Below are 26,470 nucleotides of genomic sequence, written 5' to 3' on the forward strand. Positions count from 1 at the left end.
ACTATTATCCTTTCTCAAACAAGGCTATGGATTCAACATGAGCTGTATGAGGAAACATATCCATTACTCCAGCAGCCTTCAGACGATAACCTTTATGATTAATTAAAACATCAGCATCTCTGGCCAACGTGGCAGGATTGCATGAAATATAGAGAATGCGGCTAACACCAAATTTATCAATATGTTTAACGATCTCTAGAGCACCTGACCGTGGGGGGTCTAATAAAATTTTTGTAAAATGATAATTGGTTAATTTTGCTATCGATTCGATCTTTTCCAAGTTGGCGCAAAAAAACTCGGTATTACTCAGGCCATTCGCTTGAGCATTCATTTGTGCTCTGGCCACCATCGTGTTACTCCCTTCGATACCAATAACCTTGGCACAACACCTAGCCATAGGAAGAGAAAAATTACCTAAGCCGCAAAACAAGTCTAAAACAACATCCTCTTTCGTTAGGGCCATTAATTCAAGTGCTAGTGAAACCATTTGTTGATTTAAACCAGCATTGACTTGCGTAAAATCCGTTGGATGAAACTGAAATGTTACTTGTTGTTGTGGCAAAGCATAGCTTAAAAACTCACAATTTTCTCTTGGATAAAACGAAACCACACTCTCATTGCCACCTGGCTGTAAGAACAAGCGAAAACCAGTTCTCTCACCGAATGCTTTTAATTTTGCCTCATCGTTGGTACTTAAAGGATCCAAATTGCGGAAAATTAATGCTACCTCTGTATCGCCAGCTGCAACCTCAATTTGCGCGATAATGCGAGGATCTTCAAATGAATCAATGAGCTGTCTTAAATGGCCAATCTCTTTATCTACCCGGGCATTCATCACCAGGCATCCATTGATTTCTGTGATAAAGCGAGGGTTATTTTTTTCTCTGAAACCAACCAGACTACTCTGCTTTTTTTCAACGTAACGCACACTAAGACGTGCTTTGTTACGATAATGCCAACTCTCACTGGTAAGCGGTTTTAGAATTATTTCTGGTTGGCAATGTCCTACACGTTGCAATAAATCCAATAGTAACGATTCCTTTTCGTATATTTGTGTTTGCTCATCAAGGTGCTGTAAGGAGCAACCTCCACATGATGAATAATGGGGACAAGCAGGGGTTACTCGCGCACAAGAGGCTGAAAGCACAGAGATAACCTTGCCTTCGTCAAAATCATTTTTCAGGCGAGTATATTGAAAAACCACTTGTTCATTAGGCAAAGCTCCTTGGATAAATGTTGTCTTACCATTAATTCGTGCAATGCCTCTGCCATCATGACTAAACTTTTCTATTTCCGCGATTTTTGTTTCCGTAGGTAATCTATGACGTCTTCTACTCATTAGTACTTCTCGTTAATTCTATTAGCTGGCTGCTTCACCACTAATTATAATGGCTATTGATAATTTTAGGCGCTTTATGGCGCTTTTATAGACAGAAGAATAAAAAAATAAAACCAAAGCATAGCACAGGCACGCTGCCCCTGTCATAAACACACAAAAATCAGCGAGTGTGATTGAAAATGCGGTTTTGTATTAACTGTGTCTTGTTTTTTCTTGTGACGACGTCCCGCGGCTTGACCGCGGGGTCCATGATATGTTCGACGATCACTGGATCCCGCGGTCAAGCCGCGGGACGTCGGCATAAGGAAACCGCAGTTTTAATCACACCCCAATCAGCGCAATAAAGAAAATGACCCACGGACACCATTAGCGGCTAATTTATCTTTCAAGTTCGTTGTCATTTGCTTATTAGCGAAAGGCCCCACTCTTACAATATATCGCTGTTGGTATTTTTCAATAATCACAGGAGACGGGGTTAATTTTGCTAATTTACTTTGCAATGCAATAGCCAACTTCTCTGAACTGAACGCTCCTGCTTGAACATAATAATGAGCAACCTGCTTTCCAGTGTTCAGCGCTTCTATTTCAACAGAAGCTGTTCCTTTAGGAAGTAACCCTAATTTAGCCGCCGCAGCATAGGATAAATCAATTACCCTATCATTACGAAAAGGTCCTCGATCATTCACTTTTACAACAGCCACTCGGCCATTACTTAAATTTTTTACCCTCACATAACTCGGTAAAGGAAGTGTTTTGTGGGCAGCGGTCATGGCATACATATCATAGTTATCACCACTCGATGTTCTTTGTTTGTGAAATTTTGTGCCATACCATGAGGCTATGCCGCGTGTTTTATAACCACTTGCTGTTTTTAAAACTTCATAAGTGCGCCCCTCCACAGCATAACTATCTGGATTACCGTAACGACTAAAGGGTTCAGTTTTAGGTTTAACTTCTTTGAACTTAACTGGGATGGGACCTTTCGGAGCTCCATCATGCTTTTGTGTATATCGGGATTTTTGTGGAGAAACAGAAGTGGATGACTTGGCGGATCTAGGTAATTTTTTTGCATTGATATCAGAATTAGGAACTGTTGTACAATTTGTCAACAAAAATAGAACAAACAAATAAAAAAATCGCATTGTTACAACTCAATTAACATTCTTTCTTTGTAATATATACAAAGAGCAATATCATTAAAATACCTTAATGCCATTTGGTAGCAAATTGAGGCTGTGATAAGATTACGACATTTTTGTAACCATGAGTATAGAAAACATGAAGTCATCATTCTCACCTTTCAAATTATTATTAGCAACCAGCTTACTTATGACAACAAATCTAACGTTTGCAGCTAATGATGTTCTCCCAACCACAAGCTTATCGAATAACATTCCTCCTGCTGCGCCAATTAGTAATAAGCCACTTATCACTCCATCTGCCCCTACCATTAACGCCAAAGCTTATATTCTTATTGATGTAAATAGTGGAAAAATCATTACCGAGAAAAACAGCGAACAAAAATTACCACCTGCTAGTTTAACGAAAATGATGACCCTCTATGTCATTTCCAACGCACTTCATAATGAGCAAATTCATCTGAATGATAATATCCGAATTAGTCGTGAGGCGTGGAAAACAGGTGGCTCGCGTATGTTTATTAAAGAAGGTCAGCAAGTAACCGTCGAAGATTTACTTAAAGGGATCATCGTTGATTCGGGAAATGATGCCTGCGTAGCTATGGCTGAACATCTGGGAGGTAGTGAACAAGGCTTCGCTGAAATAATGAATCAGCAAGCCAAAAATTTGGGCATGAAAGATAGCCATTTTACTGATAGCACAGGATTGCCTGATGAAAATCTCTACACAACTGCGAAAGATTTAGCCATTCTAGGGCGAGCGCTAATTATCAACTTCCCACAATATTATCACTGGTATAAACAAAAGTGGTTTACTTATAACGGCATAAGACAGCCGAATCGTAACCGATTGCTATGGCGGGACAATCAAGTCGACGGAATCAAGACCGGTCATACGAATGACGCTGGTTATTGTCTTGTCTCATCAGCAAAGCGTGAGAACATGCGTTTACTTGCGGTCGTAATGGGTTCACCTTCAGAAACCGCTCGCGCTGATGACAGTGAACGCTTACTCAACTATGGTTTCCGCTTTTTCGAAACGCATGAACTTTATAAAGCTGGGCAGAAGATCAGCGAAGTTCCTATCTATAAAGGCGAAACAGACAAACTGATGGTTGGCGTTCGCGAAGATCAATTTGTCACTATCCCTAGTGGTCAATACCAACGTCTAAGTATGCGCACCAAAATATCACAAAATTTGCTAGCCCCTATTGCAAAAGGCGCCAAAGTTGGCGAATTGGTTATACAATTTGATAATAATATAATTAAAACGCAAGATCTTTATGCGCTACAGCCCGTACCTAGAGGAGGACTTTATACACGTATGAAGGATTCTATTCGACTTGCGTTTCGTAACTGGTTTGGTTAAGGGCCATAGCAATGCAAGGTATTGTCTTTATTAATGGCGATTATTACCATGCGGCTGATGCAAAAATCTCGGTATTTGATCGTGGATTTTTATTTGGTGATGCGGTTTACGAGGTTATTCCTGTATATCAAGGCCGTCCCTTTTTTATGGAGCGACACTTAAAACGACTGAAAGAAAGCCTGGTTAAAGCCAGGATAATGAATCCACAAGTTGATTGGCCAGTCATTTTGCATGAGTTAATTGAGCGTAATGGTGGAGGTGATTTGCAAGTCTATCTGCAAGTCACTCGTGGCAATCAAGGTGTACGTAAACATGATATTCCTCATGAGCTCAAACCAACCGTTGTTGCTTTTACCATTCATACCCCCTATGCCAGCTTTGAAGTCAAGAAACAAGGCTTACGTGCTAATATTGTTGAGGACATTCGTTGGCAACGTTGTGATATTAAGACAACGTCGTTGTTAGCAAACATTTTGCTCAATGATGAGGCAGTAGCAGCTGGGGCAAATACGGCCATTTTGTCACGTGATGGCTTTTTAACCGAAGGAAGCGCAAGCAATGTATTCCTGGTTAATAACCAGGGAATAATTTATACCCCTCCCTTAAGTGGCTTCTGCTTGCCAGGGGTAACTCGACAGCTTACCGTTGAACTCATTAAGGCTTTATCATGGTCTTTACGAGAAGAGAATGTTCCTACAGAAGCGCTTTTTACTGCCAAAGAAGTCTGGATAACAAGTACAACAAAAGAAATTTGTCCTGTAACCTATATTAATGATGTAATGATTGCTGATGGTCGCGTAGGTAAATATTGGCAACGTATAAATGATGAATACCAACAACTCATCTCTAACCACTATGACTGATAACAAATCTGTAATTCAATTCCCCTGTCATTTTCCCATAAAAATTATCGGGAAAAATACAGCTGACTTTTTTAAGGACATTTCTGATATTACTCGGAAACATTTTCCTGATACGCTCGATGAAGCAATGACTTGTCAAAAAAGCCAGCAAGGGAATTATCTTTCCATCACTGTTACGATTTATGTTCATAACCAAGTGGTGCTCGATGCACTTTATCTTGAGTTAACCCAACACCCTGATATAAAAATGGTGTTATGATGTTTAATATCAGAAACTTAGGATTACAGTCGTATCTTAGCGTTTGGGATAAAATGAAGGATTTTACATCAACGAGAAACGAAGCAACGATCGATGAGTTATGGTTACTTGAACACCCTGCGGTGTATACTCAGGGTCAAGCTGGGAAAGCTGAGCACATCTTAAATCCCAGCTCTATCCCAATCGTACAAACTGACCGTGGTGGACAAGTGACTTACCATGGACCCGGGCAACTGGTTGGCTATGTTCTAATGGACATTCGCAGACGCCATCTTGGTATTAGAACGTTAGTTAGTCGCTTGGAGCAGGTTTTAATTTCGTTGTTAGCGATATACAAAATAAATGCGGAAATACGGCCCGGAGCTCCGGGTGTTTATGTAGGAGATAAGAAAATAGCTTCCATCGGACTGCGAGTTAAGAATGGTTGTACTTATCACGGCATTGCTCTCAATGTAGCCATGGATTTGACCCCTTTTGAGGGCATTAATCCTTGTGGATTTGCGAAGCTAAAAATGACTCAAATTAGTGATTATGCATCGAATGTAACTGTTGCCTGTGTTAATGAACAGTTTACTGAGACATTTTTAACTCATTTTGAATACTAACCATGCACTTCTTTACCGATTACATTCAACCCCTAACCATTTGGCTCTATGACCATCCTCATTGGGCTTTACTTATTACCTTTCTTATTTCTCTGACAGAATCTCTAGCCATTATTGGCAGTATTGTTCCTGGCTCAGTAACCATGACAGCCATTGGCATTTTGGCCGGCTCTGGGGTCATGCGGGTAGACTTGACCTTACTAGCAGCAACGCTTGGAGCTATAGCAGGTGATAGTGCAAGCTACATGCTTGGCTACACATTTAGTGATCGTTTAGTTAATGTATGGCCGTTTAGTCGTTACCCAAATTGGTTGATGTTCGGGAAAGAATATTTTTCTCGTCATGGAGGGAAAAGTGTAATTATTGGCCGATTTGTAGGCCCACTACGTTCAATCATACCTGTCATTGCTGGAATGATGGGTATGAGTCAATGGCGATTTTTTCTGGCTAACTCCCTCTCGGCGGTGGGCTGGGCCATTCTTTATATCTTCCCTGGAGTTTTAATTGGTGCAGCAAGTAGTGAATTACCACGTGAAAGCGCCAGTAGACTTTTCTTGTTAGTTCTCCTACTACTCGCAGCTATTTGGTTACTGAGTGTCGGTCTTAAATGGCTCTTTATTCACTTGAATCGCTTACTACGCTTAGGTCTACATGGTCTCTGGTCTTGGTCGCGTAATCATCCTCATCTCGCTGGCCTTTTCAGAAGTATTACACCAATAGACGAGACTAATTATTATCCAACTGCGGCTATTGTCATTTTATTCACCTTAAGTACCTTATTATTTTGCATCTTAACAGCGCTGGTGATTCAACAAGGTTGGATTGTTGAAATTAATCAACCTATCCATCTTTTTCTACAAAGTATACGCACCAAGGCTTTTGACGCATTCTTTATTGTCGTTTCTCAAATAACAAGTGGGATCACAATAGTTGCTTTAGTATTGAGTGTGTTTTTTTTAGCCATTTATTATCGAGATTGGCGCTCCTTCAATTATTGGTTAAGTCTATGTTTGTCCTCTACCGCGATCTTGCTTCTTTTGCATGGGCTAATAGATAGTCCCAGACCCCAAGGTCTGTGGGCAACACAACCGGGTCGTTCTTTTCCACTAATCGGATTAACTTATGCTGCGGCTTTATTTGCTGCGTTCATGTTTTTTATAAACACTTATTGTGTGACGCTCTTAAACCGTTTCGTCAAAATTATTCTAGCTGTTGGTTTATTTCTCGCAGGATTTGCGCCTGTTTATCTGGGTGATAATTGGTTTACAGATAGTCTTGGTGCTTATTTGTGTGGTTTTAGTATATGTTTGATTCATTGGCTCTTCTATCGTCGTTATAACACTAAAATTGTTTGTTCAACTTATGGGCCATTAAAAATCTTGGTCATTCTCGTTCTTGCGAGCTTGGTTGCTGTTATCTCTGGTTACCGTGAATCAGTACGTGCTCACCAGCCCTATTTGGCGCAATATGTCCTTACTGATCAACTTTGGTGGAACCAGACTCGGCCTCTTTTGCCCATTTATAGAACCAACAGGATTGGTAATCGCATCAGTATTTTTAATATTCAATATGCTGGATCACTTACCAGTTTTGAGCGTGCCTTAAGCGATTTTGGCTGGCAAAGATTAGATGATTCGTTATTTACGTCATTGTTGACCAAAATAAGTGGCCAACAATCGGCAGAGGAGCTGCCGTTAATGGCGCAACTTTACCTCAATCGCAAACCAGTGCTAATTATGGTTTATGAGCCTAATGATGGCAATCCTATACAAATTTTACGAATTTGGCGCTCTAATTATCATCTTAAAAATCTTCGTCAACCGATATGGATTGGTAGCGTCCATCCGCACAAGTTGTTAAAACCGCATGAACGAAAGGAAGCAGTTACAAATGTTGCCAGTCATCCTATCTCACTTTTTTATGTCAGTGCTGCTTTGCCTGAATTTTTACAACGTCATACTTCCTTGCCTGTAAAGGTAAAATTGCCAATTGCAGTGGAACCGATTTTACTGTTAGTCAAAGAGTCTCCAATAAAGGAGGGCCGCTAGTAAAAATTCCTCAGCCTGGAAGATCCTTCGTGTCGCTCAGGAGACATCCTCTTCAGTCTGAGTTAAACTAGTGGGAATTTCATTTAGCCATTATTCCAGGTAAGGATATTTTAATGATTACTATAGCTGACGTAATTCATTCATTACTTCCTGTGTTAGGCCTTGTGCTTTTGTTTTTAGGTATAAAATTTAAACGCAATAATTATGTTCTACTTGCTTTATGGATTAGTCTCATTATTCTTCTTCTGGAATATAAAGCTTCCGGTGGAGAAATTTTAGGAAGTTATTTTAATTATTTTCATGCCGCAATTTACTCTCTAAATTTGCTCGTACTGATCAGCTCTATTATTTATTTGATATTCATTCCACTTTATCAAGTTAAACATGTGATTGTACGATATAGTGCAGGCTTTTTATCTGCCATTCTTGTAACAGGGCTCATTCTTTTAATCATTAACCTAGGTATCAATGCTTATTTCGTTGAAGACAGGTTATCTAATACGCCGATTCTGCAAGTAGCAACATTTAATAAACAACCTTATTGTGATTATCGCTATGTGTTTTATAAAATTAGCCCAGAAAATAAAGTCAAATTTATGTGCCCTAATCACTATGGTTTGCTGCCTTCTGTGGGCGAATTGAGTACGGCCCCTACTTTTGTTATTAAGCAATTGCCGGCTCAACTACAAGCCAAATTTCAGCAATCAACATGATAATCTGTCAAAAGCAAATTGACGATGAGCTTGAGTTTTTTTACCATAAAGTCAAGGCGATCAATGGTGTGTTGATAATCTTGTTCTGTTGTTTATTTTTTGTAAACATATTGGAAATTTTTACATAAGCATATTATGCGCAATTTGCTTTTACTGATCTCATTTTTGTTTTCTTCAGTGCTATTTAGCATGGCTCCCAAACTTAATTGGGATAAAGCAATTGATAAAGCAGTAGTTCGTTATGGACTAAGAACCGAACCAGAACTTAAGAGATTTTTTGCCCGTTCGCATGTGGCTTACCCACCTAATGAAGTGGCACTTCTGGCATTTAAAAAAGAGCGAAAGCTAGAGTTATGGGCTAAAGATGACAATCATTCCTGGCGATACATTCATACCTATCCCTTAACTGCATTCAGTGGTCGCTTAGGCCCCAAATTGCGGGAAAGAGATGGGCAAATTCCTGAGGGTATATACCGATTAATCACTTTTAACCCCTTTAGCTCAATGCATTTGTCCATGATGATTGACTATCCAAATCACTTTGATCGCTTACAAGCCATTAAAGATGGGCGGAAAAAACTAGGAAATAATATTTTTCTGCATGGGAAATCGCTATCTGTAGGTTGTTTAGCTGTAGGCGACTGGGCAATCGATCAACTCTTTTTACTTGCTCGTAGAGTGGGACTACAACATGTTAAAGTGATTATTGCCCCAAATGATTTGCGTATTGCAAAGCCTGCAACTTCTAATTTTGCGCAACCCCGTTGGCTTCCCGATTTATACAAACAAATATCAACTGCCTTAAACCAATTTCCTACCACACAGAAAAAAATTATTATGGCTACAAAATAGCTGACATCAACAAAATAGAGGCCGTTCATTAAACCGTGTCATTCCGCGTAGGCGGGAATCCTTGCTGGGATAAGCACGAGGCTTTAATCAGTATAGATCCCCGCCTATGCGAAGATGACACCGTTTGGCAAAACACTCATAAAATATGAAAATAAATTCGCAAAATTTCGTTAGTTGATTCTATACTACAACTAAAACAATGATATTCTAAGCGAATGACTAACTTCAAAAAGCGGTCATGGTCAACAACTGATTTGAAAAATTTACCACAGCATGACTCTTTATTATGCTGCTTGGTCTTGCTTAGTCGTTATTATCAAATATCCTCTTCAGCACAATCGCTCGTAGCAAGATTACCGCTTAAACAAAATAAACTAACACCTGATTTGTTTGCTCGTGCTGCCAGCCGGGCATCATTAGAGAGCAAAATAGTGGAGGTTTCTCTTGATAAAATCAATGATACTCAACTGCCTATGGTTTTATTATTAAAGAACGAGGAAGCCTGCTTATTGGTACAAGACAAAAAAGGTGAGCCCAAAATTATTCTTCCACAAAAAATAGGTGAAGATATCGATCTTAAGACCATCCTTCCTGAATACACCGGTCAAGCAATTATTGTCCAACCAGAATATAAATTTACAGCCCGTACTGAAGAAGCATTGGGTAGAACACCAAGAAATTGGTTTTGGAAAGTTATCTTTAAATCCTGGCCAACTTATTCTGAAGTTTTAATGGCCTCCTTATTAATTAACCTGTTTGCTTTAGTTATTCCACTCTTCACCATGAATATCTATGATCGTGTGGTTCCCAATCATGCTATCGAGACCATGTGGGTTCTAGCCAGTGGTGTTGCTTTGGTATTTCTCTTTGATGTCTTGCTGAAAACGCTACGAGCGCATTTTATCGACCTTGCGAGTAAACGAAGCGATATTCAATTATCAGCAAATATATTTGAACAGATCTTAGGTATTAACATGGGGGTAAGACCTAAATCGGTCGGGGTACTGGCTAATACTGTTCAGTCCTTTGAACTTTTCCGTGATTTTATCACTTCAGGCACCATGACGGTTCTAGTGGATTTACCTTTTGCCGCAATTTTTATTTTGGTCATTTACTTTATTGGCGGTCCTCTATTTTGGATCCCAACACTGATGATCCCGACTATTCTTATTATTGGTTTTATATTGCAATTGCCCTTGATTAAGTTAACAAAACAATCCTACCAATATGCAGCTGAAAAACAGGCTATTCTTTTTGAGTCCCTTGCAAACATCGAAACGGTAAAAACGACAGGGGCTGAATCTGCTCTGCAATCGCGCTGGGAGCAACTGATTAAATTAGCTGCCAATAATGGCATAAAACTCCGCACCACCTCTATGGCAAGCCTTACCCTGACCACGCTGATTCAACAAATTGCGACCGTTGCAGTAATCATTGCTGGTGTTTATCTTATTAGTCTAGGGGAAATGACAATGGGTGCCTTAATCGCCTGCACATTATTAGCAAGTCGAGCCCTGGCTCCAATGTCGCAGGTTACTTCACTGCTAACCCGGTATTATCAGTCTGTGAATGCACTTAAATCCCTCAATCTTATTATGCAATTACCTATGGATGTGAATGAAGCTACTCAATACCTTCATCGTCCCATTTTGCAAGGAAACATTGAATTCAGACAAGTCTCTTTCACTTACCCAGGCTCTCCCAACGCCGTTTTAAAAAACATAAGCCTGAAGATAAAGGCAGGCGAAAAAGTGGCTATCATTGGTCGAGTAGGTTCAGGCAAATCCACACTTGCGCGTTTAATTCTTAAACTTTATTCACCCACAGAGGGAATAATTTTACTGGACGGAACGGATTATCGACAAATTAACCCTGATGATTTACGTCAGCAAATTGGTTATGTCCCGCAAGATGTTTCATTGCTCTATGGCTCAGTGCGAGAAAATATTATCATTGGCGCTCCCTTTATTGATGATACATCACTGATTCGTGCTGCTAACATTGCTGGTGTTGGCACATTTATCAATAATCACCCTGATGGATTCGATAGACAAGTCGGCGAAAAAGGCGGTGACTTGTCTGGTGGACAACGGCAATCTGTAGCGATAGCAAGAGCCCTTCTGTGTGATCCAAAGATCTTGCTATTTGACGAACCAACGTCTGCAATGGACGATAATAATGAACGACGGTTCAAACAACAGCTTTTAGGCCATATGACTCCACAACATACTCTCCTCTTGGTGACACATAAAATTTCCATGTTGGAGCTAGTGGAGCGTATTGTTGTGCTTGACGAAGGTAAAGTCGTTGCTGATGGGGCCAAAGAATCCGTATTGTCTGCTTTAAGAGCAGGCATGACTGTCGAGAGATCATCAACATGAAGCACGAAGAACGCTCACATCTATTTACACATATTATACTTTGGAGTTCTCTTTTATTTATCGTTTGTGCTCTGGTTTGGGCAAATTATGCTGTGCTGGATGAAGTAACAACTGGAGAAGGGAAAGTAATACCCTCCAGTCAAATCCAAATCATTCAAAACCTTGAAGGAGGAATCGTCAGTAAACTCTATGTGCAAGAAGGTGAAATTGTCGAAAAAAATCAGACTCTGATGCAAATTGATAACACACGTTTCAAAGCTTCATTTAATGAAGCAGAACAAAAAATGATTGCTTTGGAAATCTCAATTATTCGATTGTCAGCAGAAATGAATAATACCCCTATGGTTGTTCCGGCTTCTCTAAAGAAAAAAAATGGTGGTTTGGTAGAAGCCGAGGAAGCGCTTTATAAATCCAGACAGGAAGAATTAAAGCAACTTACGTCAGCTTTGGGTTTGGCAGAAAAAGAGTTAGCACTTTCGAAACCGCTTGTCGCCAAAGGAGCGGTTTCTGAAGTAGAGATTCTAAGGTTGCAGCGAGAAGTTAACGAACTGCAGGGTAAGATTCATCAATTCAAATCACATGCACTTGAACAATTGAATAAGAATAAAGCCGAACTGGCAGCTCTTAAAGAATCACAATCCGCTGAGGAAGACCGATTAGTACGCACCACCGTACGCTCCCCTGTCAAAGGCATTGTTAAACGTATTAAAGTAAACACCATAGGTGGGGTGATTCAACCTGGGATGGACATTATTGAAATTGTTCCTTTAGATGATACTTTGCTTATTGAAGCTAAAATTAGACCTTCTGATATAGGTTTTATTCACCCAGGCCAAAAAGCAATTGTTAAACTCACTGCTTATGAGTTCCCTATTTATGGGGGACTAACTGGAAAAGTTGAACAAATTAGTGCTGATACAATTACCGATGAACAAGGCCCTTCAGGCAAAGAGGAAACGTATTATTTAATTCGTGTAAGAACAGAAAAAAATTATTTGGGCACTGAGGCTAAACCGCTATATATCATCCCCGGGATGATGGCCACCGTAGATATTCTAACGGGCAACAAAACCGTGTTGCAGTATATTCTTAAACCTATCCTAAAAGCACGACAAACCGCACTCAGAGAGCGTTAGCAAATAATCTATTGGGAGATTGCCTCTTCCTTGGAGGAAGTCAGGCAAACTCAGCCTAAAAATTAGCAGCTTTTCCAGAAATACTGTTTCCGTTCATTAATGGTATCCCAGAGCTGTAGTAACCGTTTTCAGTCGTATTTAATGTAGAAGCAAATTGCTGTATCACCAACTCTACATCACGATAATCACGATAAACCATAAAAGAAGCATGGGGTGTAGGTACAGGATGATTGTAACTTGCTACAGGCCCAATGCAAAACAGATTTTCATGTACCTTGCCATGCACATCGATCCCTTGATAATGATCCGTTAAGTCTATGCCGCCATAAGTACGAACAGAGATTAAACCATTACCCGCAAGTTTATCTAACAACATGGGTTTTATACTATTGGGGTTAGGCTTATAGCGGTAACCGCTTGCATCAATCAGAGTTGATGCATGTAACACTTCGCCGGAGGCAAGTGATACTTGGAATGTGCGGCTTTGTTCATCATAGCTTACAGAGACCAGACCTTGGTGCTCTATGATTCTTTGATGTTCATAAAGATGCAGCATGATCCGCGCGCTCACCGGTATAATACCCGTCGCGCAAGCCACTAAGAGAGAATAGAAGTATTTAAGAAATTGCTCTTTGCCTTCATCATTCAGGCTTTGTCACATGGCGTTATAACAGCCATTAAGATAAAATGGTTTTGATAAATGCTCGCAGCTCGTCAATATCCCTTGTATTCCCTTGTATGGATTTATCCTCCGATAGATAATCAAACTTATTCATTTGATAACGTAAAGCCTTGGCAGGACCAGGGAGATGAGCAGGTCAACAGGTTCTTTGGCATCTTTTTGATAAGCATTCCAGAATAATATTTTTGCTTCTCAAAGGTTAACGTGTTGGGCGTTCGTCTTTGTAAATTGCTTGCCAATTTCCTGTTGCGCATTGTTGTTACAATGATCTGCATTGAACCATTTTCTCAGTTGACAGGGTAGTAAATCAGCCCCCTAATTAAACTTTGCTTGAAATTAATGGGGGACCAAAATTTATAATACAAAATGTAATAAATGCCCAACCAAAAATATACCAGGCCGGAGCATATATAGTACCGGTGATTTCGATTAATGTGAGTGCGATTAATGGCACCGTGCCACCAAATAGCGCTTGCCCTATATTGTAACCAATCGAGGTTCCTGTAGCTCTTACCGATGTAGGAAATAACTCTGCAAGGATTGTAGGCACCGTTGCGTTCAATGGAGCAAGTGTCATGCTTAATATCAACTCACTCCACAGTGCATGCCACCAATTTTTACTGTGCAAAAGCCAAAATATAGGAAAAATAAAGATAAGTAGACTAATCAAGCCAAATAAAAATACAGGTTTTCTACCAACGTAGTCCGAGAGTAATCCTACGATTGGAATAAGAATTGTCAGGAAAAAGAGTGCAATTAGATTAATGAGCAACGCATCTTTTAATCCGAATCCAGAAACCTGTATCAAAGATGTCGTGACATAGGCAATCAGCACGTAATTACCTAAGGCCAAGATGCTCGTAAAAATGACAGCAAGAAGCAATGACCTTCGATAGTTTGTTAAAACCAGCTTTATGGGAGACCTTACGGTTTGTTTTTCATGTAGAAATTGAGGTGATTCGACGCTTTTTATTCGTAGATAAATGCCTAGTATCCCGAGTCCTCCTCCAAGTATATAGGCCAAGCGCCAACCCGTATGAAGCAGGAAACGATACTCAAAAAGGCTACTTAAAATTGAAGCAACCAAAGCTCCGGCAAAGATACCCAAAAATGCTGTACTTAAGACCAAACTTCCAGCAAAACCGCGCCGACGAGCGAAGAGATGTTCAATAAGAAAAGTTGCTGAGCCTGGCAGTTCACCACCTACAGCTATGCCTTGGATGAGGCGTAATAAAGTAAATAGAATGGGGGATGCGATACCTATTGCTTGGTAAGAAGGAGTCAGGGCAATACAAGTGGTTGCAATAGTCATCATTGTGACGGAGAAAATTAATGCTTTACGTCTACCTGCATAGTCCGCCAAATAACCAATTAAGGCACCACCAATTGGGCGCATAACAAAACCAATTGCAAATACACCAAAGGCTGCAATTAATGAAAGATAATGGACATTCGATGGAAAAAAGAGAGTGGCAAAAATAGGAGCAAAGCTGGCGTAAAGCAGAAAATCGTACCACTCTAAGGCATTTCCATATAATCCCGCTATGATACTTCTTTTCTCTCTTTTTTCCATGTGCTCTCTAAGAAGGGCTGACATAGTTTGCGGGTATTCTTAACCCAGAGGATTTATAAAGTCATTCATTTACTCGTGCTCAGGAGCTACAACAAAGATCCCTGGAGCATTGCGAAGGTACTCGTTGTAATCCATGCCATAGCCAAAAATGTAATGGTCATCAACTTGCAAACCCACAAAATCGGCTTGTTGTAGGCCATCTGGTAAGCGTTTGTGATGTTTATCAACGAGCACGGCACTATAAACCTTACTGGCTCCCATGGCTTCAATTTCTTGTATGATTGCTGCTAAAGTCGCCCCACCATCGAGAATATCATCGATAACTAATACGATTCTGTCCTTTAGGTTTACACTGGGTTTCACTTTCCATTGCAGCTCTCCTCCCCTGATATCCCCGCAATAACGGGTAGCATGAACATAATCCACTTCTAAAGGAAAATCGAGCCTGGGCAATAAATTTCCCATCGGAACCAAGCCACCGATCATAACGCATAGTAAAACAGGATTCTTATCATGCAACTGCTCATGAATATTGATTGCCATACGATCTAAAGCTGCCTCAACTTCTTTGGTGGTATAAAGACAACTTGATTTCTCATATACTTCTTTAATTTTACTTGGAATAGACATTAGGGATCCTAAGGTTTAAGGGTTTACTCCTTGCGTTTGCCAGGAACCGGGAACATACTTACCTTACTATCATCCTTTGATTTGTCACGCACCTTTGCCACGCCCTGTTTATTCACTTCATCAATACGAAACACAGCATGCATAGGAATGTAGGTGCGTTTTACACTATTAAACTCAACTTTTAACCGCTCTTCTGAAGGGTCAACAACCAAGGAACTATTTTCACCAAAAACAAATTCCTCAACTTCAAGAAAGCCAAATATTTCACTTTCACACACTTTGCGCGCATAAATCTCATAAACTGCATCTTGATTGGCGAACGTTATCCGATATAGCGATTTTTTTGACATGCGATTAACCTAAAATAAATCCGCGATATTATAGCCAATGTTACTAAGTCTATTCAAACGATCTCAAACACTATTGTCTTTAAGATAATCATGACGACAGCTTGTTTGTAGAGGTAGCCGTTCTCTATCTAATAATTCTTCTTCAATAGCTTCAGGCAGGAAGTCTGTATGCCCTTCTTCGAGTTTCTGCATCACTAGACAATAAAAACCAGCAGGACATGGCCACATCATTTTTCCAACTTCATTAAGAAATTCCAAGTGATGAATCCATTTTTCCTGATAAATGGGTGGTATAAAGTAAAAGCTCGACAAACTGCACTGAATATAACCGCGGTGAAGCATAGCACGCTTTACAAAGAAAAATGACATGGAATGTGCCTTTAAAGCCCCAAAACAAGAATGCATGCCAAAACGCATAAATAAACCCCAAAGACTCAAGGGATTGATACCAAAAAAAATAATGTAGCCCATTGGTTTTAAAATACGATCGAGTTCATCAATAGGATTTTTCTTATGAGTAAAGGCTTGTAAAGTCAATGGGGCTATTATGCAGTCAACACTGTTTCTATCCAAAGACAAAGAATTAAAGTCCGTTATGACTTCACTACCGGGACTGTAATAAGGGGTAGCTAACCATTTATGGCGATAATGCAGTGAATTCAACCAAAGATTATCCCCGCAATCACCCAGTTGCAGTAAAGTCTCCCCATACAAAAACTCAGTTAAGGGGGTTAATTCACCCACAAAGGCACGCGCAACATGAAGACCTTGGCTAGTCTTAAACCAGTCACGAAGGGCTTGAAATCTATTTTTCTCATCCTCAAAAGACAAAATCGTGGCCCATGTTCATGCAAATTATCTTTTGTACCATACAGTTACGCTAAGCAGCAAGTCCACTATCCAACTACTTGGATTGTATTTTATAAATTGTGTGAAAAATAAACAAATCGCATCAGATCGACGTTTTCTTCTGCTCTAAAAAAGACAATAGGTTATCAATCTCGGCAATTAGGTTGACATCAACAAACCTGCCTCCATCCATATTTTCAGCAGCTGCAAGTAACTTCAGATTAATATCGTCCCGCCAATTTTTAAGAGCGGTGATTTGTTCTTCTATCGTCATTTCCTCATCTGCTAATATCGAAGAGGGCTCACTGTAGTAACGTGGTGGATCTGCGATACGGTCACCATGCTCTATCATCTCTCCTCCTTTGTTTTTATTGGTTTTTTAGTTGTTAGTATAAGTCTAGCATATTGCGAACTTATCTTACTGCATAATCTCTTTTTTTGAGGTATAGTGATGACTGCAAAATAATAGCAAAGTCCTCATTATGGAAATTCAGGAAGAACAATTTTTACACCCAATTTCTCAGCTATTGGTTCAAACAAATTTTTTTACTGAGATAAAAATGCTTAAATATCAAAAGGAAGCTCGCTCTACCAAGCAGACTTTACCTCAGTATTTGATCAAGAATAAGCTAATCTCTTCACAAAAATTAGCATGGCTGCTCTCTCTTCATTTTGGAATAGATTTTCTTGATTTGGATAGTGTTAATAATGATCTCATCCCCTGGAAACTCATTGACGAAAAAATCATGCGTCAATATCACTTGGCACCTCTTTTTGTGCGTGGGAATCAATTATTCCTAGCTATTGACGATCCTAGTAATCAAATTGCTCTCAAAGAAGTTCAATTTCACACAGGTTTTTATCCGATGCCAGTTGTCGTGGAAAGTGACAAATTAATGCATTTTATCGAAAAGCTAGCTCAAATAAGGCTCAAACAAGGTCCAACGAATGATCACCCTACTCTCCAATTACAGAGTCCAGATATCGAAGATGTTTATGATGCAAATCTAGAAGCATCGCGCGATGATGGTCCAATCGTTAAATTTGTCAATGCAATTCTTTCAGGTGCAATACACCGGAAAGCCTCTGATATTCATTTCGAACCGTATGAGGATAGATACCGTATTCGTTATCGTCAGGATGGAATTTTAGTCGAAGTTGCATCACCATCAATCCACCTGGCAAGTAGAGTGGCAGCTCGCGTAAAAATTATGTCCAATTTGGATATTTCTGAGCGCCGTCTACCTCAAGACGGTCGTTTTAAAATGAAATTTTCTGAAAAAGAAGCCATTGATTTCCGAGTAAGTATTTGTCCAATTGTTAATGGCGAAAAAGTTGTCATCCGTATCCTTGATCCCAATACTCCCAAAATTCCCATCGAGGAACTTGGATTGAATGCTACTCAACAGGAACTCTTCTTACAGGCCATCGGAAAACCTCAGGGGATGGTTTTAGTGACTGGACCTACCGGTAGTGGTAAGACCGTATCTCTCTATGCAGCGATCAATCTCCTAAATACCCAGGATAAAAATATCTTAACTGCAGAGGATCCTGTTGAAATCAAGATACCTGGGGTCAATCAGGTACACATCAATCCCAAAGCGGGACTAACCTTTGCAACAACGCTGCGCTCCTTTTTGCGACAAGATCCTGACATTATCATGATCGGTGAAATCAGAGACGCAGAAACAGCTGAGATGGCTATAAATGCAGCCCAAACCGGACATCTTGTGCTTTCTACTTTGCATACAAATAGTGCAGTTGAGAGCTTAACACGATTAAATAATATGGGCATTCCTTCATTCAATATTGCCAGTTCTGTTAGTTTATTAATTGCTCAGCGATTAGCAAGACGATTATGTAACGATTGCAAGGTTGAGCGTAAAGACCTTTCTTCACACGATTTATTTATGCTTGGGTTTGATAAAGAGAGTGCGGTGAATATCAAACTCTATCAACGTTGCGGATGTAAGCACTGCATCGATGGGTACAGCGGGCGCATTGGCTTATTTGAAGTGGTACCCATCTCAAAAACAATTGGGGATCTTATTCTCGCGGGACAAGGGACAGTAGATATTATGAAGCAAGCCCAAAATGAAGGAATGATAACGCTTTATGAGTCTGGCATTGAGAAAATCAAAGCAGGTTTAACAACAATCGAGGAAGTTAATCGCGTCACGACAAATTAATATGAATAACAAGTCTAAAATGCAACATTATCACTGGCAAGGCCTAAATCAACGAGGGATAACATGTAAAGGTATTATCAAAGCCTCTACGCTATTAGAAGCAAAGTTTGAAGTCATACAACAAGGCATCATCCTTAAAAAAATATCTAAGAAACAATTCTCTTTATTTCAGCAAAGATCCAAGAAAATAAATCACTGGGATATCTCTGTTTTCAGTAGGCAAATAGCTACCTTAATACAAGCAGGAATTCCTTTAATCACGGCCTTCGATATCATTAAAAAGGGGCAAGCCAAATACGCGATGAGAGATTTGATTGCCAAAATCCAAAAAGAAATTGCAAGCGGATTAACCCTTTTTGAATCATTAAATAAACACCCTATTTATTTTAATCCGCTGTACTGTAGCCTAATTGAAGCTGGGGAAAAATCAGGCACTCTTGCGTTGATGATAAATAATATTGCTAGCTATAGGGAAAAACTCGAACGGATGAAAAGAAAGATAACAAAAACCCTGGCTTACCCTCTAGTCATTTTAATCATTGCCCTGCTAATAACCTTTGCCCTGTTATTTTTTGTCATCCCAGAATTTGCAGCGATGTTTAATGCCTATAATGCTGAGCTGCCATTCATAACTCAGCAAGCCATTCATTTATCTAACTTTTGTCAAGATCACTATTTTATTTTTTGTGTAATGAGCGTAATAACAACATTAACTCTTATTTATATGCCAAAATATTCTTCATACTTTTCCCAGCTCTTAGATAGAACATTATTAAATTTTCCCTTAATAGGGGCCATTATATCTAAATCAGTCTTTGCTCGCTTTTCACGCACCTTATCTATTACGTTGGCAGCGGGATTGCCTTTAGTACAAGCTCTACGTCTTGCTGCTAACGTTACAGGTAATAGCGTCTATCAAAGAGCAAGTCACAAAATCATCGATGAAGTGATTTGTGGACAGCCAATGTGGGTTGCGATAGAAACCACAGGTTTATTTCCAGATATGGTGGTGCAAATGATTGCTATCGGCGAAGAATCAGGTGTCCTCGAACAGATGTTTCATAAAATAGCAGATTATTTTGAAGAGGACATTGATCACAGCATTGATACGTTAAATACTTTGTTAGAGCCTGTTATCATGTCAGTATTAGGCCTTATTATTGGCTTTTTATTACTTGCCATGTATATCCCTATTTTTAAACTTGGTTCGATAACATGATGCTCACTGAACTTGAAATTGTTTCTTGGCCTGGTATTTATATTTTTCTGGCACTTTTCTCTTTGGCCATTGGCAGTTTGCTGAATGTGATTATTTATCGATTACCTTTGATGCTCCATGAAGAAATGACGAGAGAGTGTAGAAGCTATCTGAAATTACCAGCAAAGGAAAAACAAAAAATTAACCTTTTTTTCCCTCGCTCTTTTTGTCCCCATTGTAAAAAAACCATTCCAGCTATCAATAATATACCGCTGTTGAGCTATTGCTTACTTCGTGGTCGTTGCAAACACTGCCAACATCACATCTCCATACGATACCCTATCGTAGAGTTTGTAAGCTGTGCTTTCGCTTTGTTCTCAGCCTGGCAATTTGGCTTTAATCTAACGCTCTTTTTTGCACTCTTATTTATTTGGTTGCTGATTTGCTTATTTTTTATCGACTTAGAACATGGGCTTTTGCCTGATAATTTAACCCTTAGTTTACTTTGGCTAGGGCTCATAGCAAATACACAATCTTTGTTTACAAGTTTACCTGATGCCGTTTTAAGCAGCGCTATAGCTTTCTTAAGCTTATGGTTTTTCATAAAAATATTTTATTTGCTTACTGGTAAAATAGGCATGGGCAACGGCGATTTTAAATTGTTTGCCGCTCTTGGTGCTTGGTTTGGATGGACGCAACTACCCTTCATTTTGCTTTTAGCCTCATTTACAGGGGCTCTGGTTGGTATTGGTTATCTTCATATGCACAAAAAAACAAACGACACACCAATCCCCTTTGGACCGTTTTTGTGTCTGGCAGGAATTGTTTCTTTGTTTTGGGGGAAGACAATTATGAATGGGTATTTGGGGCTGTTTTTTTAAGAGCTTATTAATTATTCTACTAAAAATGAACACTAGCCATCATTTGCTGCGCTGCTCGCAAATAACGTCTATTGTTCTATTTTTAGCGAATTAATTAACAAGCTCTAAGAATGAATAAATTTTCCATGATCAAGAAAACTTAAAATTTGCTTTTGTACCAATGCATTATCCATCATAAATGTATGACTGACAGAAAGTATAACGAAATCTTTCATCGTATTCATTCGAGTGCTAGAAACCGCCACCTTGCCATCATTCTCTTCATGAAATATCAACCGATTGAATGGATTTAAACTAAAATTGCCTGCTATAACACCTATTTGATAAGGACCCAACGTGCCGCGAATGCTTATTTTCTCTGTAGTTAATTCTTGGCCTGCAGGACCAGCAAAGAATTTAAATATCCAATTATTATGTAATAGATCAGCAAGTTTACTTCCATGGTTGGGTGGTGCAAGCATGACAATGCGCGATAACTTAGGAATTTGATGGTTTTGCAAATATTCTCGCAATATGATGCCGCCCAGCGAATGCGTAACAAAATTTATATGATCAGAGTGGTTACTTAAACACTGATCTATCATCGGTGGAATATACTGATTTGCAAGATCTTCAATCGACTTTCTGGTTGATGGATAGTCTTCATTGACTACAATGAAATTCTGCCGCTTCAGTGTGGATTCTAATGAGGACATCGAATAATGTGTGCGTCCTAATCCATGCAGCAATATAACACACTCTCGTTCCGAAGCTGTGCAATCAAATGCAATGAAAACGTCAATGATTAGAAAAATCAAAAATTTAATCCGTGAGATCATATGTGCTTTATTTTTATAAATTTTTATATCCAGGATACTCTTACAAGCTCTAAGACGCCTTACGATGCTTCATGATAGCGGCAAAAAATTCTGGCTTATTTAGACCAATGGCTGCAAATATTTGAGGCACCTTATCCCAACTATTCTCCTGTTCAATACTCTCTACGACCAACTCGAACCCCTTCTCTTTATCTGAGCTAACTCCCCAACCATTAATATATGCAAGACCACGTAGTCGTTTAGCTAACACATGACCAAGTTTTTCCGCGGTTTGTAAATAAACATGTGCTTCTTCATACAATTGCTTCATCTGTCTTTCATTGCTCGAGCTGGCAAAAAGCCCCTCAAGCTGCAAGCGTTCTCTAAATTTGGCCTCATCCAACAAATTTTTAGCTACTTCGTATTGTGCGTTTGCATCTTCTAAGTTTCCAGCCGCTCGTAAACAAGCAATGACCATATCATGAGCAAATGGATATTTCTTATGTCCTATCAATTTGTTATAAATTCCTGCGAGTTCATGATAATAGGCAATTTCTTTGGCCAGTATTTCATCTCGAGGCGGATTATGAATACGATTTTGCTGCATGGCTTTTAATTTCTTTGTCAATCTTCGAATTTTATATCTCTTGAAAAACATAAGGTTGCTCCTTTAAGAAGGTGTAGGCACGGCAACTATCCATTGAAGAATAGAGATACCAATAAGAACCAAAATAACTAATCCTAGTATTTTTAATACAAAGACAAGTGTTTCCTGAATATCCTTTCTAATCTCTACCCTTTTCTTCTTTGCAGTTTCTTCAGGAACAATACCATAAAGACGGTTATCAATATAATTAGATATAAAATAAGAGATATAGCCACAAATAAATGCAGGTACAAGAAATATAAGCAAAATTACCCAGGAAGCGCCTGTAATAGTATAATTGTATTCTTCTATTAGCCATTCTCGCCAAATGGAAACAAATTCAGGGACATTATATACCCAGTCAAATAAAAGAAATGGGAAAATATAAAAGCAAATTGTAAATAAACTCAAGCTTAGAAGTAAGGCAATAATACCAATAACAAAAAGAACGCTGTTTTGCTGAAAGCGATCATATTCCATAATTCAACCTTATCCTGATTAATCATATAGAACATCGAATTACCGACCACTAATTCGATGTTCTATATGTAAAGAAAAACTTGAAAATCCAGTCATACAGTTTAATGACATCACCGCATTTTAAGGAACATAGCAGAAGCCAAAGCAATTTCCAAGTTATGAGTCTTGTTATAGCAGATAACTCACTTATCGATTAGAATCTTGAGGATACAATCTTAGAGAAAATAAAATGAAACGATATGTCTTCATGCTTTCAGATGGTACTGGCATTACCGCAGAGAATCTTGGTAATAGTTTGATTACTCAGTTTGAAAATATTCAATTTGAAAAACTTACTATACCCTACGTCGATTCAATAGCTAAAGCCCAGGCTGCTGTTGAGCGTATTAATAATTGCTATGAAGAAACCAAGATAAAGCCCCTCGTGTTTATGACATTAATCAACCCTGAGATTGTGAATACCATTAAGCAATCCAAAGGAAGTATTTTTGATTTGTTTAATACCTTTCTTGGTCCTCTGGAACAAGAACTCCACGCAAAATCATCTTACACTGTAGGAAAAACACACGGTGTGGCAAACAGTCAATCTTATAGCCAGCGGATTGAAGCTGTAGATTATGCCTTGGCACATGATGACGGCATTAAAATACGTGATTACGACAAAGCAGACATTGTGTTAATTGGTGTTTCTCGCTGCGGCAAAACACCTAGCTGCATTTATATGGCTTTACACTTTGGCATACTTGCCGCTAACTATCCCTTCACAGATGAGGATTTGACTTTCTACAAGTTACCCGAGATATTGCGACCTTACAGGCATAAGCTTTTTGGTTTAACCATTGATCCTGAGCGATTGCAGCATATTCGCACAGAACGACGCCCGAACAGCAAATACGCATCTGCAGAACAATGTCGCCTGGAAGTGACTGAAGTGGAGGCAATGTATCAACGAGAAAAAATCCCCTATTTAAATTCCACCCGTTATTCTATTGAAGAAATTGCAACAAAGATACTGGCAGCTGCAGGACTTAAACGCAAATTTTAATGGTTATGTTCTAATGTGGCCATCACCTAAAACAATCCATTTGTAGCTAGTCAAGGCGTCTAAAGACATAGGGCCTCGAGCATGCAATTTTTGTGTACTAATACCAATTTCAGCACCCATCCCAAATTGTCCGCCATCAGTAAATGCCGTTGACGCATTCACATAAACAGCTGCTGCATCAATATGATCTAGAAAATAACGAATTGCAGCCTGATCTTCTGCAATAATTGCTTCACTATGACCGGAGCTATATTCCATGATGTGATTAACAGCTCCTTCTACCGAAGCAACTGTTTTTATCGACATTTTATAGGATAGAAACTCTTGGCCAAAATCTTTGGCGCTTGCTTGGTGAAGTAACTTTTTAGGATAAAAAGATTCGAGGGCCTTATAACTATGATCATCCGCAAAGATTTCGACATTTTTATTCGCAAGTGGTTCTACTAGCAAGTGTAAATCAGGTAAGCGCTTTTCATGAATAATCAAAGTATCCAAGGCATTACAAACGCTAACTCTTCTTGTTTTAGCATTGTCGATAATTAACCGGCCTTTTTCCACATCGGCACTTGAGTCAAAATAAGTATGAACAATACCAGCACCCGTTTCTATAAAAGGTATTCGTGCATTTTTACGCACAAAATTTATTAATGACTGACTTCCCCTTGGAATACAAACGTCCACGAAATGATTTGCTTTCAACAGTGTATTCAATGCTTCTCGTTCTAATGGCAATAAATAGACAACATTTTCAGTGATATCATGATGGTGTAGAGCTTGCTTAATTAATGAAACCAGGCATTGGTTACTATGATAAGCTTCCTTGCCACCTTTTAATACACAAGCATTGCCCGTTTTAAAACATAAAGCAAAAGCATCGATTGTCACGTTAGGTCTTGATTCATAAATAACGGCTACTACTCCTAATGGGACGGTAACTTTTTGAATTTTTAAGCCATTTGGAAGTTTTTTTTCGTCGAGAATGGTCGCTCTCGGGTGCGGTAAAGAAGCCACTAATTCAACATCAGCTGCAATAGAATAAATACGTTCTGCAGATAAAAGAAGCCGATCATACTTTGGATCTTCCTTATTCATTAAAGCCAAATCTTTCTTATTTTCATCAATGATTTTAGACACAGATTTACGTAATTGCTTAGCTAGAGTTAATAACACTTGATTGCGCATTTCTTCATCAATAAGCATTAAACTGTGGCTGGCTTTTTTGACAATTTTAAGTTGGTCAATTACTTCCTCAAGCATTGAAAAATACCTTTAAAAGTAGACGAGGATCAATCCTGATCAAAGCCCTCATGCCATTCCAGAATGGATTCCGCCTACGCGGGAATGACACAGCTGATGAACAGTCTCTAAAAAATATGTAAATGATCATAGTGAATAAATTCCGGTTTTGCTAATTGACCCAAATATTCATTTAATTTAACAGCATCATACCGAGCAAGACCTACTCCAATCTTTTCATTCTCCGGGGTAAGTATCTCTACCAAATCACCCCGCTTAAAATTACCAGTACATTTCTCGATACCAACAGGTAATATACTTATGACACGTTTATTTTCTTTTAAAATTACAACCAAGCGGGAGTTTATTGTAATGGAGCCGATGTTTTTTTCACTACTATAAGCCATCCATCTTTTTATGTTTGACTTTTTTCTACTCGGCAAAATCGTTGAGCCCAAAGTTTCCTCATTGACAATGCGAGTAACCACAAAAGAATGGTTGATGTTGGCTATATGCGTTGTAATCCCTAGATTTGACATTTTACGGGCCGTTCCGAGTTTGCTAATCATTCCCCCTCTTCCGTGAAGGCTTTTACTAGAAGACACTTCAGGCCATGCATCTTTCGGATTAATTATGGGAATAAGTTCTGATCCTGGTTCACGGGGATGTCCCGTATAAACGCCGTCAACATTACTTAAAATAATTAGCTTATCAGCATTCATCTGAGCAGCAATAAGGCCTGCCAATTCATCATTATCGGTAAACATGAGCTCTTCAATGGCAACGCTGTCATTCTCATTAATGATGGGTACAATGTTTTTCTGAGCTAATATTTCACGAAGTAATCGCGAAATATTTAGATAATGCTGCCTAGTTTGAAAATCTTGTTTTGTCAGTAACAATTGTGATGCTAGCACGTTATGTCTTTTCAGCATCGAGGCATAAATATGCATAAGTTCATATTGACCCAATGAGGCCAAAACTTGTTTTTCTCCTATCGAACTTCCATATTGACGTCCAAGAAATTGGCCTGCCACTTTACGACCTGAAGCAACAGCCCCAGAACTAACTAACACAACATGATGGCCGGCTTTCTGGAGGGTCACAATTTGCTCAACCAAGTGAAGCATAATTGGCTCAAAGGGTGTCCCATCACTCGATAAAATGCTTTGCGTTCCAACTTTGATAACAATTTTCATTGGTGTTAAGT

26 protein-coding genes are annotated in these 26,470 nt (G+C 39.2%); 13 read left to right on the forward strand and 13 right to left on the reverse strand.

The genetic code is table 11. The features are described 5' to 3' along the window. Positions 1-4: 4 nt before the first annotated feature. Together rlmD and CKV79_RS07255 are read right to left on the reverse strand one after the other, a co-directional pair. Positions 5-1,339, reverse strand: coding sequence for a 23S rRNA (uracil(1939)-C(5))-methyltransferase RlmD (gene rlmD / locus CKV79_RS07250; RefSeq protein WP_028372985.1), 1,335 nt, complete (start codon positions 1,337-1,339; stop codon positions 5-7). Positions 1,340-1,671: 332 nt separating this feature from the next. Continuing rightward, on the reverse strand, positions 1,672-2,481 hold the full coding sequence (locus CKV79_RS07255) for a septal ring lytic transglycosylase RlpA family protein (RefSeq protein ID WP_028372984.1): 810 nt from the start codon (positions 2,479-2,481) through the stop codon (positions 1,672-1,674). Positions 2,482-2,668: 187 nt separating this feature from the next. Between CKV79_RS07255 and CKV79_RS07260 the strand changes: the two genes are divergently transcribed. The 9 genes from CKV79_RS07260 (at position 2,669) to CKV79_RS07300 (ending at position 12,704) form a co-directional block, all read left to right on the forward strand. Next, positions 2,669-3,847: a D-alanyl-D-alanine carboxypeptidase family protein gene (locus CKV79_RS07260; RefSeq protein ID WP_242601678.1), complete on the forward strand. Its 1,179-nt coding sequence runs from the start codon at positions 2,669-2,671 to the stop codon at positions 3,845-3,847. 11 nt (positions 3,848-3,858) lie between these two features. Further along, a complete protein-coding gene (locus tag CKV79_RS07265; RefSeq protein WP_035915306.1) occupies positions 3,859-4,710 on the forward strand; it encodes a D-amino acid aminotransferase in 852 nt (283 codons plus the stop codon). Continuing rightward, positions 4,703-4,969, forward strand: a complete 267-nt coding sequence (locus CKV79_RS07270) for an HP0495 family protein (protein WP_028372981.1) — start codon at positions 4,703-4,705, stop codon at positions 4,967-4,969. Before CKV79_RS07265 ends, CKV79_RS07270 begins: the two co-directional genes overlap by 8 nt. Continuing rightward, positions 4,969-5,574 (forward strand): lipoyl(octanoyl) transferase LipB, encoded by a 606-nt coding sequence (gene lipB / locus CKV79_RS07275; protein WP_028372980.1) that lies wholly within the window; start codon positions 4,969-4,971, stop codon positions 5,572-5,574. Before CKV79_RS07270 ends, lipB begins: the two co-directional genes overlap by 1 nt. A gap of 2 nt (positions 5,575-5,576) precedes the next feature. Continuing rightward, positions 5,577-7,622 carry a VTT domain-containing protein gene (locus CKV79_RS07280; RefSeq protein WP_028372979.1) on the forward strand — a complete coding sequence of 682 codons (2,046 nt, stop codon included), beginning with the start codon at positions 5,577-5,579 and terminating at the stop codon, positions 7,620-7,622. Between the two features lie 113 nt (positions 7,623-7,735). Then, positions 7,736-8,335, forward strand: a complete 600-nt coding sequence (locus tag CKV79_RS07285) for a hypothetical protein (protein ID WP_035915303.1) — start codon at positions 7,736-7,738, stop codon at positions 8,333-8,335. Positions 8,336-8,470: 135 nt separating this feature from the next. Further along, positions 8,471-9,187: a L,D-transpeptidase family protein gene (locus CKV79_RS07290; protein ID WP_028372977.1), complete on the forward strand. Its 717-nt coding sequence runs from the start codon at positions 8,471-8,473 to the stop codon at positions 9,185-9,187. Positions 9,188-9,402: 215 nt separating this feature from the next. Continuing rightward, entirely contained in the window at positions 9,403-11,568 is a 2,166-nt protein-coding gene (locus tag CKV79_RS07295; RefSeq protein ID WP_028372976.1) for a type I secretion system permease/ATPase, read from the forward strand. Continuing rightward, positions 11,565-12,704, forward strand: a complete 1,140-nt coding sequence (locus tag CKV79_RS07300) for an HlyD family type I secretion periplasmic adaptor subunit (protein WP_028372975.1) — start codon at positions 11,565-11,567, stop codon at positions 12,702-12,704. Before CKV79_RS07295 ends, CKV79_RS07300 begins: the two co-directional genes overlap by 4 nt. 55 nt (positions 12,705-12,759) lie before the next feature. On the opposite strand, the gene CKV79_RS07305 is transcribed toward CKV79_RS07300, so the two are convergent. The 6 genes from CKV79_RS07305 to CKV79_RS07330 form a co-directional block, all read right to left on the reverse strand. Further along, complete coding sequence (locus CKV79_RS07305; protein WP_028372974.1) at positions 12,760-13,260, reverse strand: FAD/NAD(P)-binding protein; 501 nt, start codon at positions 13,258-13,260, stop codon at positions 12,760-12,762. 445 nt (positions 13,261-13,705) lie between these two features. Beyond that, entirely contained in the window at positions 13,706-14,959 is a 1,254-nt protein-coding gene (locus tag CKV79_RS07310; RefSeq protein ID WP_028372973.1) for an MFS transporter, read from the reverse strand. A 69-nt stretch (positions 14,960-15,028) separates the two neighbouring features. After that, complete coding sequence (locus CKV79_RS07315) at positions 15,029-15,589, reverse strand: hypoxanthine-guanine phosphoribosyltransferase (protein ID WP_028372972.1); 561 nt, start codon at positions 15,587-15,589, stop codon at positions 15,029-15,031. Positions 15,590-15,612: 23 nt separating this feature from the next. Then, a complete protein-coding gene (locus tag CKV79_RS07320; protein WP_028372971.1) occupies positions 15,613-15,939 on the reverse strand; it encodes a DUF1820 family protein in 327 nt (108 codons plus the stop codon). Between the two features lie 63 nt (positions 15,940-16,002). Continuing rightward, complete coding sequence (locus CKV79_RS07325; protein WP_051546124.1) at positions 16,003-16,770, reverse strand: methyltransferase domain-containing protein; 768 nt, start codon at positions 16,768-16,770, stop codon at positions 16,003-16,005. A gap of 121 nt (positions 16,771-16,891) precedes the next feature. After that, on the reverse strand, positions 16,892-17,140 hold the full coding sequence (locus tag CKV79_RS07330; RefSeq protein ID WP_028372969.1) for a hypothetical protein: 249 nt from the start codon (positions 17,138-17,140) through the stop codon (positions 16,892-16,894). Positions 17,141-17,270: 130 nt separating this feature from the next. Between CKV79_RS07330 and pilB the strand changes: the two genes are divergently transcribed. From pilB to CKV79_RS07345, 3 genes are read left to right on the forward strand one after another with little or no spacing between them, the layout of a single operon-like run. Beyond that, positions 17,271-18,977 carry a type IV-A pilus assembly ATPase PilB gene (gene pilB / locus CKV79_RS07335; RefSeq protein WP_028372968.1) on the forward strand — a complete coding sequence of 569 codons (1,707 nt, stop codon included), beginning with the start codon at positions 17,271-17,273 and terminating at the stop codon, positions 18,975-18,977. Between the two features lies 1 nt (position 18,978). Continuing rightward, the gene (locus CKV79_RS07340; RefSeq protein ID WP_028372967.1) at positions 18,979-20,196 is read left to right on the forward strand and encodes a type II secretion system F family protein; all 1,218 of its coding nucleotides are present in this window, start codon (positions 18,979-18,981) and stop codon (positions 20,194-20,196) included. Then, on the forward strand, positions 20,193-21,056 hold the full coding sequence (locus CKV79_RS07345) for a prepilin peptidase (protein ID WP_408606902.1): 864 nt from the start codon (positions 20,193-20,195) through the stop codon (positions 21,054-21,056). The genes CKV79_RS07340 and CKV79_RS07345 overlap by 4 nt, the downstream gene beginning before the upstream one ends. 104 nt (positions 21,057-21,160) lie before the next feature. Here CKV79_RS07345 and CKV79_RS07350 read toward each other — a convergent pair whose 3' ends face one another. The 3 genes from CKV79_RS07350 to CKV79_RS07360 all read right to left on the reverse strand — a co-directional run bounded on the left by CKV79_RS07350 (position 21,161) and on the right by CKV79_RS07360 (position 22,979). Continuing rightward, a complete protein-coding gene (locus tag CKV79_RS07350; protein WP_131796106.1) occupies positions 21,161-21,751 on the reverse strand; it encodes an esterase/lipase family protein in 591 nt (196 codons plus the stop codon). A gap of 172 nt (positions 21,752-21,923) precedes the next feature. Further along, positions 21,924-22,511, reverse strand: coding sequence for an SEL1-like repeat protein (locus CKV79_RS07355; RefSeq protein ID WP_035915296.1), 588 nt, complete (start codon positions 22,509-22,511; stop codon positions 21,924-21,926). 12 nt (positions 22,512-22,523) lie between these two features. After that, on the reverse strand, positions 22,524-22,979 hold the full coding sequence (locus tag CKV79_RS07360; protein ID WP_028372963.1) for a hypothetical protein: 456 nt from the start codon (positions 22,977-22,979) through the stop codon (positions 22,524-22,526). Positions 22,980-23,208: 229 nt separating this feature from the next. Between CKV79_RS07360 and ppsR the strand changes: the two genes are divergently transcribed. After that, positions 23,209-24,024 carry a posphoenolpyruvate synthetase regulatory kinase/phosphorylase PpsR gene (gene ppsR / locus CKV79_RS07365; protein WP_028372962.1) on the forward strand — a complete coding sequence of 272 codons (816 nt, stop codon included), beginning with the start codon at positions 23,209-23,211 and terminating at the stop codon, positions 24,022-24,024. A 3-nt stretch (positions 24,025-24,027) separates the two neighbouring features. On the opposite strand, the gene CKV79_RS07370 is transcribed toward ppsR, so the two are convergent. Beyond that, positions 24,028-25,281, reverse strand: coding sequence for a glutamate-5-semialdehyde dehydrogenase (locus CKV79_RS07370; protein WP_028372961.1), 1,254 nt, complete (start codon positions 25,279-25,281; stop codon positions 24,028-24,030). A 107-nt stretch (positions 25,282-25,388) separates the two neighbouring features. Beyond that, positions 25,389-26,459 carry a glutamate 5-kinase gene (proB, locus tag CKV79_RS07375; protein WP_028372960.1) on the reverse strand — a complete coding sequence of 357 codons (1,071 nt, stop codon included), beginning with the start codon at positions 26,457-26,459 and terminating at the stop codon, positions 25,389-25,391. Between the last annotated feature and the right edge of the window lie 11 nt (positions 26,460-26,470).

The organism is Legionella lansingensis (assembly GCF_900187355.1).
Classification (GTDB): Bacteria; Pseudomonadota; Gammaproteobacteria; order Legionellales; family Legionellaceae; genus Tatlockia; species Tatlockia lansingensis.